The organism is Rhizobium sp. BK181 (genome assembly GCF_014193305.1).
Classification (GTDB): domain Bacteria; phylum Pseudomonadota; class Alphaproteobacteria; order Rhizobiales; family Rhizobiaceae; genus Rhizobium.
Genome location: NZ_JACHZA010000003.1, coordinates 406,547 through 422,280, shown reverse-complemented (window position 1 = coordinate 422,280; position 15,734 = coordinate 406,547). Strand labels below are relative to the sequence as shown.

Genomic DNA, 15,734 nt, shown 5'->3' with positions numbered 1-15,734 from the left:
GCAGAGCCATGGAGTTGCTGAATGCCGAGTTTGTTCCGTTTTCTCGCCATATTGGCGATCATCGCCGGTGCGATATACGGAACGATGTGGGCATTGGTTGTTTTTGTCGAGCCGCAGGAGCGCGACGTGACGATCCGCCTTCCGTCCGAGCGGGTCAATCCGCCCGCCACCGGCGCCATCAACCCGTCCAAGAAGTGAGACCATGAAGGATCTCGGCTGGGCTCACGTCGAAGCCTTTCTGGAAATGATGAGCGCTGAGCGGGGTGCTGCGGTTAATACGCTTTTGTCCTATGAGCGCGACCTCGACGATCTGCACAGCTTCCTGAACGGCAAGGGCGTGCGGCTGCTGGAGGCGGCATCGGCGGACCTTTCGGCCTATCTCTCCTCGCTCGGCGCCCAAGGGTTCAAGCCCTCTTCCCAGGCGCGACGACTGGCGGCGATGCGCCAGTTCTACAAGTTCCTCTATGCCGAGGGTTTACGCACCGACGATCCGACCGGCATTCTCGACGCGCCGAAGAAGGGCCGCGCGCTGCCGAAGACAATGGGGGTCGAGGAGGTCGGCCGACTGCTGGAGCAGGCGGAAACCGAGGCGCAGGATCCAGCGCCCGGCCAGCTTCAGCGGCTTCGGATGCTGGCCCTTCTCGAACTGCTCTACGCAACCGGGATGCGCGTCAGCGAACTCGTATCGCTCCCTGCCCGCGTACTCGACCAGGACGGACGCTTCCTGATGATCCGTGGTAAGGGCAACAAGGAACGGCTTGTGCCGCTGTCGCAGTCGGCGATCGTTGCAATGAAGCTCTACGGCAGGATGCTTGCAACCGAGAACGCCGCCGCCAAAGTGCCGCAGGAAAGTCCCTGGCTGTTCCCCGCAGCTTCCAAGGAAGGCTATCTGCCGCGTCAGGTCTTTGCGCGAGACTTGAAAAATCTTGCGATCCGGGCAGGTCTCACCCCATCTATGATCTCGCCGCACGTCATGCGGCATGCATTCGCAAGTCATCTTCTCGCCAATGGCGCGGATCTTCGCGTCGTTCAGGAACTGCTCGGTCACTCAGACATTTCAACCACGCAAATTTATACGCATGTGTTGGAGGAACGGCTTCAACAACTGGTCCAAACGCACCACCCCCTTGCCAAACAGGCCAAAAAGCAGGAATAGGACCGGCAACAAAGGGCGCGCTTAGAAATAGCAGCCCCGGCAAAAGGAACGGAAACGCACCTCATGCACAACTATCTCGACTTCGAAAAGCCGATCTCCGACCTCGAAGGCAAGATCATCGAACTGAAGAAGCTCGCGACCGAAGACGAGAGCATCGACACGTCAGATGAAATCGGCAGGCTCGAAGTTCGCGTTCGCGAGGCGATGGTCGATATCTATTCGAAGCTCAACGCCTGGCAGAAGACGCAGGTTGCGCGCCATCCGCAGCGACCGCATTTCGTCGATTACGCCAAGACGCTGTTTCAGGAATTCACACCGCTTGCCGGCGACCGAAAGTTTTCCGAGGATGCTGCGATCCAGGCAGGCCTTGCCCGTTTCCGCGGCCAGCCTGTCGCCGTTCTCGGCCAGGAAAAGGGCAATGACACCAAGAGCCGCCTGAAGCACAATTTCGGCAGCGCCCGACCGGAGGGTTACCGCAAGGCAATCCGTGTGCTCGAGATGGCAGATCGCTTCGGTCTCCCCGTCATCACCCTCGTCGATACGGCAGGCGCCTATCCGGGCGTCGGCGCCGAGGAACGCGGCCAGGCGGAGGCCATTGCCCGTTCGACCGAGATGTGTCTTTCAGTGAAGGTGCCGATCGTCTCTGTCGTCATCGGCGAAGGCGGCTCGGGCGGCGCCATCGCGATCGCCACCGGCAACCGCGTTTACATGCTCGAGCACGCGATCTACAGCGTCATTTCGCCGGAAGGTGCAGCCTCGATCCTCTGGCGCGATTCCGCCCGTGCCCGCGAAGCCGCCACCAACATGAAGATCACGTCCGACGACCTGAAGGCGCTCGGCATCATCGACGGCATCATCAGCGAGCCGCTCGGCGGCGCGCACCGCGATCCGGACAGCGTCATTGCCGCGACCGGCGACGTCATTGCCAACGCGCTTGGTGAGCTTTCCAACCGCACCGGCGAGCAGCTCCGCAACGATCGCCGGCAGAAGTTTCTCAACATGGGCCGCAATTTGTAGTGCACAAGCGCGCGGCTGCCCTGTGAATGAGGCCAAACCTTGGCCACAATAATGTTATCAGTAACATTCCTACTTGCGGGGGACGCGAGCGCGCTTCATAGGCTGCTAAGAGTTTGTGAACCATAGTCAGCCTATGATTCGCTCCGCGCTCGTTGAGGCCGGGTTGCATACTGTTGATGGGCTATTTTGAATGCGCATTCGTCATTTTGCATATGTTTCCCTGATGGCGCTGGCTCTGGCCGGCTGCAACGATGCATTGGAAACCGCCCAGGTCGATCTTTCGAAGGTCAAGAACAAGGTGGAGCAGCCGCTCCCGCCGAAGATCCTGTCCGAAATGTCGGCCAAGGGGATGCAGCGCAATTCGCCGATCATGATCCGCATCTTCAAGGAAGAAGGCGCGCTGGAGATCTGGAAGGCGAAGACCGACAATCGCTTCGACAAGATCGCCGACTACAAGATCTGCGCCTGGTCCGGTCGCCTCGGCCCGAAGGTGAAAGAGGGTGACCGGCAGGCGCCGGAAGGCTTCTACGAGCTGACGCGCGCCAACCTGAATCCGAATTCGAAGTACTATCTGGCGATCAATACCGGCTTTCCGAACCGCTACGACGCTATCAATGGCCGCAGCGGCACCAATCTAATGATCCATGGCGCCTGCTCGTCGTCGGGCTGCTACTCGATGACCGACCAGCAGGTGCTCGAGATCTACGCCTTCGCCCGTGACGCCTTTTCCGGCGGCCAGTCGACAGTGCAGCTTCAAGCCTTCCCCTTCCGCATGACGGCGGAAAACATGGTCCGGCATCGTCTGAACTCGAACATCGAATTCTGGAACATGCTGAAGGTCGGCTACGACAACTTCGAGGTCACCAAGCGTCCTCCAGAAGTGAACGTCTGCGAGAAGAAGTACGTCTTCAACCAGCAGGCAACCGGCAATGGCACCTTCAGTCCAGCCGGCGCGTGCCCGGCGATGTCGACGCCGCCGGCACTGACCGCTGCCCTTGCCTCCTACGGCAAGACCTATGATGCCGACTACGCCAAGGCCGTAAAGAAATACGACGGCATGGCTTGGTACGACCCGAGCGAAGCCGAACGCAAGGCCGTGGTCGCAAAGCTTAGGAAGGGTCGCGAATTGGCCTACGCACCAACGGGCACGTCGCTCGAAGCCGGCAAGATGGTGAAGGTCGCGGATCTGGAAGAGATGATGGCGAGCAAGACCGCATCCACGGTCGCCGCGAACGCGGCACCGGGCGCGGCGCCAGCAACGTCGGAAGCAAAGGCGATTGCCGTCGCTGCCGCTGTTCCGGCCCAGGTTCCAGTCCCGACGCCGAGCCCGCTCGCCTTCGCGCCGGTGGAACAGCCTGAGCCTGTCGAAGTCGCCTCGAAGAAGCCGTTCTGGAAGTTCTGGGGCAAGGACTGATGGCGTGAGCGCCATTCTCTACGATCTGCGCGGGCTGAAATGCCCGCTACCGGTGCTGAAGACCCGCCGCAAGATGTCCTCGCTGCCGAGCGGCGCATTGATCCAGGTCGAAACCACGGATCCGCTCGCCGGTATCGACATTCCCCACTTCTGCAACGAAGACGGCCACCAGCTGATCGAGGCGGAAAAGACCGAAGTCGGCCACCGCTTCCTCATCCGCAAGGGATAGCTCAGAACCGCATACCCGGCACGGCCAGCGGATTGTCGTTCAGCGCCGTTCGATCCGGCGTATCGATGCGCGGTTTGCCAAGAAACGCATCGAACAGATCCTTGACGAAGGCCTCCGGCAGATTCTTGGTGATCAGCACCATGCGCGTACGCCGGTCCTGAGGGTCCGGCCAGGCCGGCAGCCGCGACGGCGGATGGAAGATGCTCTGCACCCCGTGAAGCACCAGTGGCCGATCCGGGCGGTCTGATACAGCGACGATCGCCTTCATCCGCAGTAGTTTTTCGCCGTGCGCCGACCGCAAGAGATCGATGAACATGTCAAGCGCCATCGGGTCGATCGGCTTGTCCTCGACGATCGAGAAGGATCGGATCGAAGCGTCATGACGGTTCACGTCATGCGGGTCCTGATGATCGTGCCCATGATTGTGGTGGTGTCCGCCTGCCCCGTGATGATGGTGATCATGGTGGTGCGCGTGGGCATCTTCGTCCCGCAGCCAGCGACCAACGTCGGCAATCTTGCTGGCAGGATCATAGAGGCCGTTGACGAGAAGGCTTGCCTGGCCAGCCTCGACGCTATCGGCATCCATCAGTGCCGCGCGCGGATTGAGCGCATAAAGGCGCTTTTCTAACGCAAGCAATCCTTCCGGCGACGCCATAGCCCGCTTCGAGAGAACCAGCCGATCGGCAACCGCGGCCTGCTTCACCGCCTCCTCGTGATTATCGAGGGTCTGCGAACCGTTGACCGCATCGACCACCGTTACGATGCCATCGAGATCGAAATTCGTGGCGATAACAGGGTTGCCCATGATCGCCTGCATGACCGGTGCCGGATCTGCCAGCCCTGTGGTCTCAATGACGACGCGCTTCACCGGCTTGACGCGGCCGGTCTGCACCGCATCCATCAGGTTGGCGAGCGTATCGACCAGCTCACCGCGCACGGTGCAGCAAAGGCAGCCATCCGACAGTTCGATGATCGCGTCGCCGGAGCTTTCCACCAGCAGATGATCGATGCCGACATCGCCGAACTCGTTGATGATGACGGCAGCGTCTTTCATCGCCGGATCCTTGAGGATGCGGTTCAGCAGCGTCGATTTGCCGGCACCAAGAAAGCCGGTCAGGATGGTGACCGGAATGCGATTGGAAGCTGCGCTCATCGCGAATTGACCTTAGAAGGAGGTGGCGGGACGCGGCAGCGGCACCGGCACGTTGGCAATCGTTCCTGCGGTCTCGGCGGTTGCCAGCTTGTCGGGCTGCGGCTCGTTCTGACCCGGAATGAGACCGGCAAAGACGAAGTTCGGCTCGTGGTCCATTTCCTGGATATAGGGCGACTGAACCTTCATGCGACCGACTTCATCGCGCGTTTCACTGCGGACCTTGGCGCCCTTGGCGCTGCAGATATCGGCGGTGATATCCGTGACCTGGTCCTGGCCCGGCCCGTAGGGTTGCAAGGAAGTGAGCGTATCGGGCGCGGAAAACTGCGAGGTGAAGCCCTTCTGCAGCAAGTCGGCGGACGCATCCGCGCGAGCAGCCAGACTATCGGTGCCGAGCACGACGGAGATTAAGGTACGGCCGTTGCGGGTCGCCGAAGCAATCTGATTGAACCCCGAAGCACAGATGAAGCCCGTCTTCATGCCGTCGGCGCCGGCGAAGCGTCCAATCAGGACGTTGATGCTCGGTACGTTCTTCGTGCCGGTCGTGATGCCCTCGAGCGAGAAGTATCCGGCATATTGCGGGAAGTCACGGCGCAGCGCGACGGAAAGAACCGCAAGATCGCGTGCCGTCGTGTACTGGCCCTTGCCGGGCAGACCATTCGGATTGACGAAATGCGAATCGTTCATGCCAAGCTTCGCCGCCTCGGCATTCATCTTCAGCACGAAGGCTTCCTGCGTGCCGCCAACGGCCTCGGCAACCGCAACCGCGATGTCATTTGCCGACTTGACCATCAGGATCTTCAACGCGCTATCGAGCGTCAGCTTCTGTCCCGGTTTGAAATACATCTTCGCCGGCGGCTGGGCCGCCGCCCGCTTGCTCATCACGATGGGGGTATCGAGGTTGATCTGGCCGGCGCGAACCGCATCGAAGACCGTGTAGACCGTCATCAGTTTGGTCAGTGACGCCGGATACCACTTGCGGAAAGCCTCGTCATGCTCCAGCACGCGGCCGCTTTGCACATCGACCAGGATGTGTGGGTTCGCATAAGCCTGCGCTGTGGCCGAGAGAGCGATGGCGGCTGCGGAAGCTGCGATTGAAAGCGGCCGCAAGGCGGCAAGCAAGCGATTCTGGCGCGTCGACACGGTTCGTCCTTAAAGATGTCCGGAAGTCTCGAAAGTTTCCCCTATTTAACGTATATGGCGATGACATGGCAAAGGGCCTTGATTAAGTTATTTCTGCGGCATCGTGTCCCCGCGACCCGGTTCCGTCCCCGTTTCGATTTCACGACAGGAAGCTGACATGCCGATTTTGAACAGAGCCGCCGAACTTCAGGACGAGGTGACAGAGTGGCGCCGGCATATCCACGCGCGTCCCGAACTTCTCTTCGCCGTCGAGAACACCGCCGCCTTCGTTGCGGAAAAACTCAAGGAATTTGGCGTCGACGAGATCGTCACCGGCCTCGGCAGAACGGGCGTCGTGGGCCTGATCAAGGGCAAGGGTGAAGGCAGCCGCACGATCGGCCTGCGCGCCGACATGGACGCCTTGCCGCTGACGGAAATCAGCGGCAAGCCATGGGCTTCGACCACGCCAGGCAAGATGCACGCCTGCGGCCATGATGGCCACACCGCCATGCTGCTCGGCGCGGCGAAATATCTGGCCGAAACGCGCAACTTCAACGGCAATATCGCCGTCATCTTCCAGCCGGCCGAAGAGGGCGGCGGCGGCGGCAACCTGATGGTCAAGGACGGCATGATGGAGCGCTTCGGCATCGAAGAAGTCTACGGAATGCACAATCTTCCGGGCCTTCCGGTCGGGCACTTCGCCATCCGCAGCGGCGCGATCATGGCGGCCACCGACGAATTCACCATCACCATCAAGGGCCGCGGCGGCCATGCCGCACAACCGCACCGCACGATCGATCCGATCACTATCGGCGCCCAGGTCGTCAACAACCTGCAGCTCATAGCCTCCCGCAATGTCGACCCGCTGCGCTCGATCGTCGTTTCGGTCACCAAGTTCAACGCCGGCTTCGCGCACAACGTCATCCCGAACGACGCAACGATCGCCGGCACGGTGCGCACACTCGACGAAGAGGTGCGCAACCTTGCCGAAACCCGATTGAAAGAGATCATCAACGGCCTCGTTGCCGCCCACGGTGCCGAAGTTGATATCAATTTCAACCGGAACTACCCGGTCACCTACAACCACGCGACGGAAACCGGACACGCCGTCCGCATCGCTGGCGAGATTGCCGGCGCGGGCAACGTCAACGCCGAAATCGACCCGCTGATGGGCGGCGAGGATTTCTCCTACATGCTGAACGCCCGCCCCGGCGCCTTCATCTTCATCGGCAATGGCGACACGGCGGGCCTGCACAACCCCGCCTACGATTTCAACGACGAAACCATCGCCCACGGCATTTCCTACTGGGTGCGGCTCGCCGAACAGCGCCTCGGCGACTGAAATTCACTTCATCCTAGATATGCAAAAGAGCTTGGCTTCCGGCCAAGCCTTTTGTATGCATGACGCTCAAGTGGTCCCGTAGCTCAGCAGGATAGAGCACCAGATTCCTAATCTGGGGGTCACGCGTTCGAATCGCGTCGGGATCGCCACTGTTTTCGCTAGTAGACGAGGTTTTGGCGCTTCGCGCCAGCTGTCGCTATCATCTCTCGATTGACATTCCTTCCCCACACAATTCTTGCCTCGATTGCATTAGCGACATAGATTGCACGGCGTCATTGTTTCCCGGGGGACGTTCCATGCTTCGAATTTCGATGACGTTGCTTCTATGCTCTCTTGTAGCGACCGCATTGCCGGCATCCAGTTCGGCGCGCAGCTGGCATTCCGATGATACTGCCGCCCTGGTCGGGGGCCTGCTGCTAGGCGGCATTGCCGCTTCAGCCGCCTCGCATGATCATGTACATCAAAACCAGTACATTCCTCCGCCACCGCCCTATCCGCCGCGCAGCGCGCCCTTCAGTCCCGCCCGCGACGTCATTTGCTATCCAAGGCAGGGCGCCTGCTTCAATCCCGACGGCGATTTTCTGCCGACCTGGACCAACCGGCTATTCTGACTGCGAGGAAACCGAGATGAGACGACTGGTAGCAGCACTCGCCGCATGCCTGGGAGCCGCGTCGCCCTCCTTTGCCGAAACCCCGACCAGCGGCTTCGTTCGCTTGCACGCGATCGACCTGCTGGAACGCGCGCTGACGCAGGAACAGCAGACCAAACTTCAACTTGTCGCCTACCAGACGGCGATCGCCGACGTCTGCCTGGGATTTACGCTCGACGGTGCAAAAATGGGAAAGGCCTTCGAGGCGCTTGCGCCGGCCGACGCCGCCAAGATGAGCGATGCCCAGAAGGACTATCACGACAAGCACATCCTGGTGATCTATGGCATTCTCGTCGGCGGTGAACTGGCAGCGCTGTCCGACGATCCGTCGGAAGCCTGCGCGGCGGCCGAGAAGGTCAAGGCCGACCCCGACTTCGCCGACCAGGTGGTCTGGCAATGAGCTGACGGGAGCGCCCGACACCCGACGGCTCAGAGTCCAGACAGAAACGCGGCCAGTTCGTCGGTATCGACAGGCACCCGATGCCGCTCCTCCGGATACGCGCCGCCGGCAATGTCGGCGGCGTATTCGCGGAATGCCGCGATCCGTTCCGCCTGGATGCGGTCGTATTCGGCTGCAAGATTGCGATAGACCTTGGCGTGGCGCGGATAGTGCCCGCGGTTGAGGCCGAGCAGATCCTCGGAGAAGAGGTAATGCGCGTCGCAGCCGCTGCCGGCGCCCATCGAGATCATCAGCATCGAGGTGCGCTCCGAAATCGCCGCCGCCACCTCGGCCGGCACGACCTCGATCTCGGCGCTGAACGCACCGGCGGCCTCCAGATCCTTCACCTGCCTATAGACGAAAGCGGCGGATTGCGCCGTCTTGCCCACGGCGCGAAAGCCGCCCGTCCAGGTGGAATGCGATGGAATGAGCCCTGTGTGTCCGCAGACCGGAATATACTCGTCGCGCAACCGCCGGATCGTCTGCAGGCTGGCTGCACAATAGACGGCATCGGCGGAGGCCGCCCGCATTTTCACGGCGGAGCGCAGGATCTCATCCGTGGTCGCACCGCTCTGGCCGTATTCGCCGCCGGGAATCGCAAAGCGCCCGGGGGCGGCATCACGAAATCGCGGATCGAAGAGGAGTTCTGGCGGGACGGAAATCAGGTCGATGCCGGCCGCCTCGGCGGCCTCGGCCTCCTCGAGTGACACGACGCGCAGCATGCTGAGCTGCCGCTTGCCCTTCATCGACAGGAGATCATGCACAGTCGGTCTGATTTGTTTGCCCATCACCAATACCTTGAGAATGCCACCGCCCGTCAGGCGGCCAGGAGAGATTTCAGTTTGACGCTGCTTGCGACCAGCGCGGCCGGATCCGGATGCGCGCGCGCCGCGATCAGCATCTCGGCAAGCCGAATATCGCGGGCGACGATGTTGCCGCGACCGATGCCGCTCGCTGCCAGCAGCCGGCCGGCCTGATCGAGATGAAAGAGAATGAAGGCGCCGTCGCCGAGGTCCCGGCGCAAGTGCTGGACGGCACCCTCCGCCAGGCCGGCAATCTGCAGCGTTACGTCATATTGGTCGGACCAGAACCAGGGAACGGCGGACACGGCTTCGCCGAGCCCCATCATATTGGCGGCGGCCAGAGCCCCCTGCTCCTGCGCATTCCGCCAGGATTCGAGCCGTACGCGGCGGCCGCCATAGATCGCCAGCGGGAAGGAACAGCAGTCGCCGGCTGCGTAGACATCGGGCGCCGAGCTGCGCAGAAATTCGTCGACGGCAATGCCATTGTCGATCTGGAGACCGGCGCGCGCCGCAAGCTCCGTATTCGGCGTGGCGCCAATCCCGACGAGCACGAGATCCGCGCTGATCGTGCCGCTATCGGCGAGGTGGATGATCGCCGTGCTACCCTCCTCGGCCATCGCAGTAATCGCCACCCCGCAGCGGATATCCACGCCTTCAAGCAGATGCCGCTCGCAGATCGCGCCTGCGACCTCCTCCGGCACCCCGCGCTTCAGCACGCGCTCCAAGCCTTCGAGAACCGTCACCTCGGTTCCGCGCGCGCGCGCCGTCGCGGCAAGCTCGAGACCGATAAAGCCGCCGCCGATGATCACGATATGCTTTCCGGGCATCATCGCTTTGCGAAGAGCTTCCGCGTCCGCATGGGTGCGGAGCGCGCGGATGTGCTTGCTATTCTCGGCAATCCCGGGAAATGCCCGCGCGCGAGCGCCGGTCGCGAATAGAAGCTTGTCATAAGTGACGGAGCGGCCATCGGAAAGCGTAACCGCCTTTGCCTCGGGATCAACGTCCTCTACCGTCACGCCGGTCAGCAGGCGGATGGCGCTCGCCGCATATCTCTCCGGCTCGGCGATAAACTTCGGGCCCGCGGCCCCTCCATCGACCGCCTTGGAAAGCGGCGGTCGCTCATAGGGGGCAAGAGATTCGCTTCCAATCAGCGTGATCTCGCCGTCAAACCCTTTTTCGCGCAGGGCAAACGCCGCGCGTGCGCCGCATTCCCCGGCCCCGACGATGACGAAATGGGTCATGACGGCCTCCTCAGATGGAAATGAAGACAGCGCCGTCTTCGACCTTCACGGGGTAGGTAGCGAGGTTGACGCAGACCGGCGCTCCCTTGGCCTGCCCCGTCTTGTAGTTGAAGCGGCCATTGTGCTTGGGACACTCGATGATCTCGTCCATGACGAGGCCATCGGCCAAATGGACCTGCTCGTGGGTGCAGAGCCCGTCTGTTGCGAAGAACTCGTCATCCGGACTGCGGTAGACGGCAAACGTTCTGCCCTGATGATCGAACCGCATGACATCTTCCTCGTCGATGTCCTCGACCGCACAGACCTCGATCCAATTTCCGCTCATCCTGTCCTCCCATGCTTCATGTTTGGTGCTGCTCTATTGGGCGGCCGGCGCAAGCTCGGCGTGGAACTCCTCGCGATAAGGCCGCGCTGTAGTTGGCAGCTCACGCTTGAGGAAATAGTCTTCGTTGCGCAGCTGGCGCAGGAACGCCGGGATCATCTCTCGATAGCCTGACCACATCGACGGGTCTGCCGCGGGCAGGTCGTGCTTGATCATGGCATGCAGGCGCGGCAACGCATGATAGGGCACCATCGGGAACATGTGATGCTCGACGTGGTAGTTCATGTTCCAGTAGATGAACCGGCTGATCGGATTCATATGGACGGTGCGGCTGTTCAGACGATGGTCGATGACATTGTCAGCGAGGCCACCGTGCTGCAGCAGGCCGGTCAATACGTGATGCCACGCCCCATAGAGCCGCGGCAGACCGATCAACACCAGCGGCAGGACAGACCCCATCGCAATAGCGGCGGCAATCGCCACGACATAGATGGCGAGCCAGATGCGGGCGATGAAGATGGCGCGCGGCTGCTCCATCTCGGGGATGAAGGTTTTCTCTTCCGCACTGATGACGCCGAAGGCATTGCGCAGCATGTCCACCATGGCATGCCAGACATCGAGAATGCCGAAGAAATTGAGGATCAGCCGCAGCAGATCCGGCGGGCGCATCACGGCAATTTCGGGATCCCGGCCAACGATCACCGTATCGGTGTGATGGCGCGTATGGCTCCAGCGCCAGGTCACCGGATTGCGCATGATCATGAAGCAGGCGATCTGATAGACCGCATCGTTCATCCACCGCGTTTTGAAAGCTGTGCCGTGACCGCACTCATGCCAGCGGCTATCGGATGCCGAACCGTAAAGCACTCCATAGGCAAGGAAAAAGGGCACACAGAGCCAGGAGCCCCAGAAATAGACGCCAAGCCCGGCAAGTAGAATCATCGCACCGAGCCAAATGATCGTGTCGCGAATGGCCGGCGCGTCGGAGCGCTGCATCAGCGCCTTCATCTCCTTGCGCGGAACCTCGGTGTGATACCACTCGGCGGCCGCCAGGCCCATATCGACAGCCTTCCGGCCGCTTTCGCCGAGCAGGCTATAGTCCCGCTTCCTCGTCTGATCCGCCATCGCAACCTCCCGCATGTCATTCCTCCCGGCCTGTGCAGACGAGAATATGTTGACTTTCACCAAGCGACAATGCAGCCTTGATGTATTCTATCAAAACCTATCATTGAGACACATCACAATGATGGATTCTTGCAAAGGACCAGCGGTGAAGCGACCAACGATCCAGGATCTGGCGGATGCCTCCGGCGTCAGCGTAGCAACAGTCGATCGCGTGCTGAACGGTCGTCATCGCGTTCGTGAGGAGACGGCGCGAAGGGTCTATAACGCAGCTGCCTCAATCGGCTACCATGCGGTCGGCCTGCTCAGACAGCGCGTTTTCCAGGATCTCCCGCACCATCGGCTGGGCTTTCTTTTGCAGCGCCCGACGCAATCCTTCTATCAGACGCTCGCCCGCGAAATCGAACATGCCGCGCATGCCCACACAACGTCTCGCATCACCGCTCAGGTCGAATATGCGACGGCATCGACGCCGGCCGCGATCATCGAAACCTTGAAGCTTCTTGCCAGCCGCAACCAGGCCATCGCCTTGGTCGGCCCCGACTATCCTGCCGTCGCCGCCGAAGTGGAAGCGTTAAAGGCCAGGGGAATCCCGACCTTCTCGATCCTGTCCGATCTCGCAAGCGGCGTGCGGCAGGGCTACGTCGGATTGAACAATCGAAAGGTCGGTCGCACAGCCGCCTGGATGATCGCAAAGGCCGCCAAGCGGCCAGGAAAGGTCGTCTGTTTCGTCGGCAGCCACCGCTACCACGGACACGAGTTGCGCGAGATCGGCTTCCGCTCGTATTTCCGCGAGAACGCTCCTGAGTTCGAAGTTCTCGAGACTCTGATCAATCTCGAAACGCCCGAGATAACCCATGAGGCCACCGTCAATCTCCTCAAGGAACATCCGGATCTGGTCGGATTCTACGTCTGCGGTGGCGGAATGGAAGGCGCGATCTCTGCTGTGCGCGAGGAGGGCCTCGCAGGCAAGCTCGTCGTCGTCGTCAACGAACTGACGCCGGATTCGCACTCGGCCCTCGCCGATGATGTTGTGACCATGGCCATAGCCACGCCCGTCAAAAGCCTATGCAGCGAACTGGTCACCTTGATGACGGCATCCATCGGATCAGAAGGCGACGCTGTCCCCGGACAGTCGTTTCTGCCGTTCCACATCTACACTTCAGAGAATATTTAGCTGCTCTCAACCAATTTCGACTGCGCTCGGCCCCTTTCAGGTATGCGTCAGTTTTATGACAGATAGTAAGCAACTGCTGCGGTGGACTGAAGTTCGCCCGTGCGAACAACCAGACACCGAAGGCCCCCGCCTCTTGAAACGACAGTCGCCTTATAGGCCACAAATTGGCAGCATTTCGCTGTCCGCCATCACGGCGCTCTATCTCGTCCTGTTCACCAACCGGACTTTCTGGGGAAAGGTTCACGCTTACCTCGGCGCGACACCGATCGCGGTCGCCGCCCTCTACCTCGCGGTATCTGTTCTGTTCGTGGCCTTTGCCACGGCCTTCTCGGCAAAGTACGTCATCAAACCGGTCCTGATCTTCCTCGTTCTCGCGGCTTCGCTTGCCGCGTGGTTTACCGACTCCTTCGGCGTGATTGTCGATTCGGACATGATCCGAAACGCGATGGAAACCACACCTGCCGAAGCAAATCACCTGATCACGCCGGATTTCCTTTGGCATGTCCTTCTGTTCGCTGTCATCCCGATCGCGTTGATCCTGTGGGTCAGGGTGGTTCACCGCCCGGTGCTGCAGAAGCTCTGGTGGAACAGTGTGACGATCGTCGGCTGCCTCCTGATATTCGGCGCCGTCGCGGGCGTCTACGCCAAGGAATACACCGCGGCAATCCGGCAGCACCGCGATATCGTTAAGAGCCTGAACCCTGTCACCCCGATCGTTAGCACCACACGATACTTCATCCAGGCGCGCAAGGAAGCGCGGCTTATCGTCAAGCCGCTCGGCACCGACGCCAAAGTCGTTCCAGTCATGGACGCCCACAAGCCGCGCGTGACGATCATCGTTGCTGGAGAGACGGCAAGGGCGATGAACTTTTCGCTCGGCGGTTACCGTCGCGACACCAACCCCGAGCTTCGGAAGCAGGGCGTTACCTACTTCCCGCAGACGACGAGCTGTGGCACTGCGACGGCTACGTCGATCCCTTGCATGTTCTCGCAGTTCACGCGCGCGAACTTCACCCACACGAAGGGTATGGAGAATGAGGGCTTGATGGATGTCCTCGCCCACGCCGGGATCGATGTGGCCTGGTTCGACAACAACACCGGCAGCAAGGGCGCGGCCGCGCGCATCAACTTCGTCAACCTCGCGAATTCGACCGACCCACGTTTCTGCAAGAACCGTGAATGCCAGGATGGCATCTTTTTCGACAAACTGGACGCATGGCTGAACGGCGTGACGAAGGATAGCGTGCTTGTGCTGCATCAGATCGGCAGCCATGGGCCAGCCTACTATCTGCGCTATCCAAAGGAATTCCGGAGGTTTATGCCTGAGTGCGAGACGGCCGAGCTGGGGAAGTGCAAGGACGATGAGATCGTCAATGCCTATGACAACTCGATCCTCTACACCGACCATTTCCTTTCCACTGTCATCGACAGGCTCAAGGCCCGCAGCGACAAGATCGCCAGCGGATTGATCTACATGTCGGATCACGGCGAGTCGCTCGGCGAAAAGGGTCTCTACCTTCACGGCACACCCTACATCCTTGCTCCCGAGGAGCAGACACACGTTCCGTTCCTCGTCTGGCTCGATCCCGATTTCACGGCTTCGATGGCGCTCGACAAGACATGTCTTGGCCAGTCGGCTGCACAGCCCACATCCCACGACAACCTGTTCCACAGCGTGCTCGGGATGATGAATGTCTCGACATCCGCCTATAACGCGAAGCTCGACGTCTTTGCTGGATGCAGGACAGGCCGCACCTCCTAGCTAGGAGCGCGCCGCCCACGAAAGACCGCGGCGAAGAATGAGGCGCATGTAAGGGTGATCGAACTCGCTCGCGACATGGCCAAGTGCCGTATAGAACACGCGTCCCGCGCCGAAGTGGCGCTTGAAGGCGACCGGCATCGTGACGTTGCGGGCGGTCGCATCATACTCCCCGGAAAAGCTCGTCGTCGCCAGAATATCGACCGACGGATCATAGTGAAGATAATATTGCTCTGACCGGTAATCGAAATCGGGAATACCTTCCATCACCGGGTCGTGCTGGCGCGTCACGTTGACGCGAAAGTCGATGATGTTGCCGGGATGGGCGACCCAGGTAACGCCGGAGACATAACGGAACGGCGCACTCTCCTTGAACGAGGTCGCAAGCGCCCCGTGATGTCCGCCGAGGCCGACGCCACCACGCACGGCCTCCACCAAGCCATCGGCATGCGCCTTCTCGAGCTTCTCGCCGGTAATAACGGGCACAAGCAGATCGGCCTTCGCGATCGCGGCTGAGCCAAATATGCCCACGTCGGCGGTCACCTCGACGGCAAAACCATCCTCTCGCAACAGCTCGCCGACACGGTGCGCACAGGCTTCAGGTTCATGACCGCTCCAGCCGCCCCATACGATAATCGCTTTGCGCATACCCGCCTCCATTTGCAAACGCATCAAGCCACGGCATTGAAACAGGTGGCCCTATCTTTACCCTTTACGACAGGAGCAGCGACACAAGCCAGTGCCAGGCGAGGAGATCACATTTTCTGACAGCCATCGGAAGTCGGAACTTT

The 15,734-nt window shown here is 60.9% G+C and carries 17 protein-coding genes and 1 tRNA gene; 11 read left to right on the top strand and 7 right to left on the bottom strand.

Annotated elements, in window-relative coordinates; all coding sequences use genetic code 11:
* The first annotated feature begins 21 nt into the window (after positions 1 to 21).
* From FHT77_RS11940 to FHT77_RS11920, 5 genes are all read left to right on the top strand, one after another.
* Positions 22 to 198: a hypothetical protein gene (locus FHT77_RS11940; protein WP_183755237.1), complete on the top strand. Its 177-nt coding sequence runs from the start codon at positions 22 to 24 to the stop codon at positions 196 to 198.
* Between the two features lie 4 nt (positions 199 to 202).
* Complete coding sequence (gene xerD, locus FHT77_RS11935; RefSeq protein WP_183755236.1) at positions 203 to 1,156, top strand: site-specific tyrosine recombinase XerD; 954 nt, start codon at positions 203 to 205, stop codon at positions 1,154 to 1,156.
* Between the two features lie 63 nt (positions 1,157 to 1,219).
* Positions 1,220 to 2,173 (top strand): acetyl-CoA carboxylase carboxyltransferase subunit alpha, encoded by a 954-nt coding sequence (locus FHT77_RS11930; protein ID WP_016556464.1) that lies wholly within the window; start codon positions 1,220 to 1,222, stop codon positions 2,171 to 2,173.
* A gap of 190 nt (positions 2,174 to 2,363) precedes the next feature.
* On the top strand, positions 2,364 to 3,587 hold the full coding sequence (locus FHT77_RS11925) for a murein L,D-transpeptidase family protein (protein WP_183755235.1): 1,224 nt from the start codon (positions 2,364 to 2,366) through the stop codon (positions 3,585 to 3,587).
* Positions 3,588 to 3,591: 4 nt separating this feature from the next.
* The gene (locus FHT77_RS11920) at positions 3,592 to 3,816 is read left to right on the top strand and encodes a sulfurtransferase TusA family protein (RefSeq protein ID WP_183755234.1); all 225 of its coding nucleotides are present in this window, start codon (positions 3,592 to 3,594) and stop codon (positions 3,814 to 3,816) included.
* A 1-nt stretch (position 3,817) separates the two neighbouring features.
* Here FHT77_RS11920 and FHT77_RS11915 read toward each other — a convergent pair whose 3' ends face one another.
* Together FHT77_RS11915 and FHT77_RS11910 are read right to left on the bottom strand one after the other, a co-directional pair.
* Positions 3,818 to 4,969, bottom strand: a complete 1,152-nt coding sequence (locus tag FHT77_RS11915) for a CobW family GTP-binding protein (RefSeq protein WP_183755233.1) — start codon at positions 4,967 to 4,969, stop codon at positions 3,818 to 3,820.
* A 12-nt stretch (positions 4,970 to 4,981) separates the two neighbouring features.
* On the bottom strand, positions 4,982 to 6,109 hold the full coding sequence (locus tag FHT77_RS11910) for a D-alanyl-D-alanine carboxypeptidase family protein (protein ID WP_183755232.1): 1,128 nt from the start codon (positions 6,107 to 6,109) through the stop codon (positions 4,982 to 4,984).
* Positions 6,110 to 6,266: 157 nt separating this feature from the next.
* Between FHT77_RS11910 and FHT77_RS11905 the strand changes: the two genes are divergently transcribed.
* From FHT77_RS11905 to FHT77_RS11890, 4 genes are all read left to right on the top strand, one after another.
* Positions 6,267 to 7,430, top strand: a complete 1,164-nt coding sequence (locus FHT77_RS11905; protein ID WP_183755231.1) for a M20 aminoacylase family protein — start codon at positions 6,267 to 6,269, stop codon at positions 7,428 to 7,430.
* A gap of 72 nt (positions 7,431 to 7,502) precedes the next feature.
* Positions 7,503 to 7,579: transfer RNA gene (locus FHT77_RS11900), tRNA-Arg, on the top strand.
* Between the two features lie 147 nt (positions 7,580 to 7,726).
* Positions 7,727 to 8,041, top strand: coding sequence for a hypothetical protein (locus FHT77_RS11895; RefSeq protein ID WP_183755230.1), 315 nt, complete (start codon positions 7,727 to 7,729; stop codon positions 8,039 to 8,041).
* Between the two features lie 16 nt (positions 8,042 to 8,057).
* On the top strand, positions 8,058 to 8,480 hold the full coding sequence (locus FHT77_RS11890; RefSeq protein WP_183755229.1) for a hypothetical protein: 423 nt from the start codon (positions 8,058 to 8,060) through the stop codon (positions 8,478 to 8,480).
* Positions 8,481 to 8,509: 29 nt separating this feature from the next.
* Here FHT77_RS11890 and FHT77_RS11885 read toward each other — a convergent pair whose 3' ends face one another.
* From FHT77_RS11885 to FHT77_RS11870, 4 genes are read right to left on the bottom strand one after another with little or no spacing between them, the layout of a single operon-like run.
* On the bottom strand, positions 8,510 to 9,307 hold the full coding sequence (locus FHT77_RS11885; protein ID WP_183755228.1) for a 3-methyl-2-oxobutanoate hydroxymethyltransferase: 798 nt from the start codon (positions 9,305 to 9,307) through the stop codon (positions 8,510 to 8,512).
* 29 nt (positions 9,308 to 9,336) lie between these two features.
* Positions 9,337 to 10,563 (bottom strand): NAD(P)/FAD-dependent oxidoreductase, encoded by a 1,227-nt coding sequence (locus FHT77_RS11880; protein WP_183755227.1) that lies wholly within the window; start codon positions 10,561 to 10,563, stop codon positions 9,337 to 9,339.
* 10 nt (positions 10,564 to 10,573) lie between these two features.
* Positions 10,574 to 10,888 (bottom strand): MocE family 2Fe-2S type ferredoxin, encoded by a 315-nt coding sequence (locus FHT77_RS11875; protein WP_016556536.1) that lies wholly within the window; start codon positions 10,886 to 10,888, stop codon positions 10,574 to 10,576.
* Between the two features lie 33 nt (positions 10,889 to 10,921).
* Complete coding sequence (locus FHT77_RS11870; protein ID WP_183755226.1) at positions 10,922 to 12,010, bottom strand: fatty acid desaturase family protein; 1,089 nt, start codon at positions 12,008 to 12,010, stop codon at positions 10,922 to 10,924.
* A 145-nt stretch (positions 12,011 to 12,155) separates the two neighbouring features.
* Here FHT77_RS11870 and FHT77_RS11865 point away from each other — a divergent pair, with 145 nt between their 5' ends.
* Both FHT77_RS11865 and FHT77_RS11860 read left to right on the top strand, forming a co-directional pair.
* Positions 12,156 to 13,184, top strand: a complete 1,029-nt coding sequence (locus FHT77_RS11865) for a LacI family DNA-binding transcriptional regulator (RefSeq protein ID WP_183755225.1) — start codon at positions 12,156 to 12,158, stop codon at positions 13,182 to 13,184.
* Between the two features lie 133 nt (positions 13,185 to 13,317).
* On the top strand, positions 13,318 to 14,946 hold the full coding sequence (locus tag FHT77_RS11860) for a phosphoethanolamine transferase (RefSeq protein ID WP_183755224.1): 1,629 nt from the start codon (positions 13,318 to 13,320) through the stop codon (positions 14,944 to 14,946).
* Here the strand turns inward: FHT77_RS11860 and FHT77_RS11855 are convergent, their stop codons facing one another.
* Positions 14,947 to 15,591 carry a ThuA domain-containing protein gene (locus FHT77_RS11855; protein ID WP_183755223.1) on the bottom strand — a complete coding sequence of 215 codons (645 nt, stop codon included), beginning with the start codon at positions 15,589 to 15,591 and terminating at the stop codon, positions 14,947 to 14,949. It lies immediately after the preceding gene.
* Positions 15,592 to 15,734 lie beyond the last annotated feature (143 nt).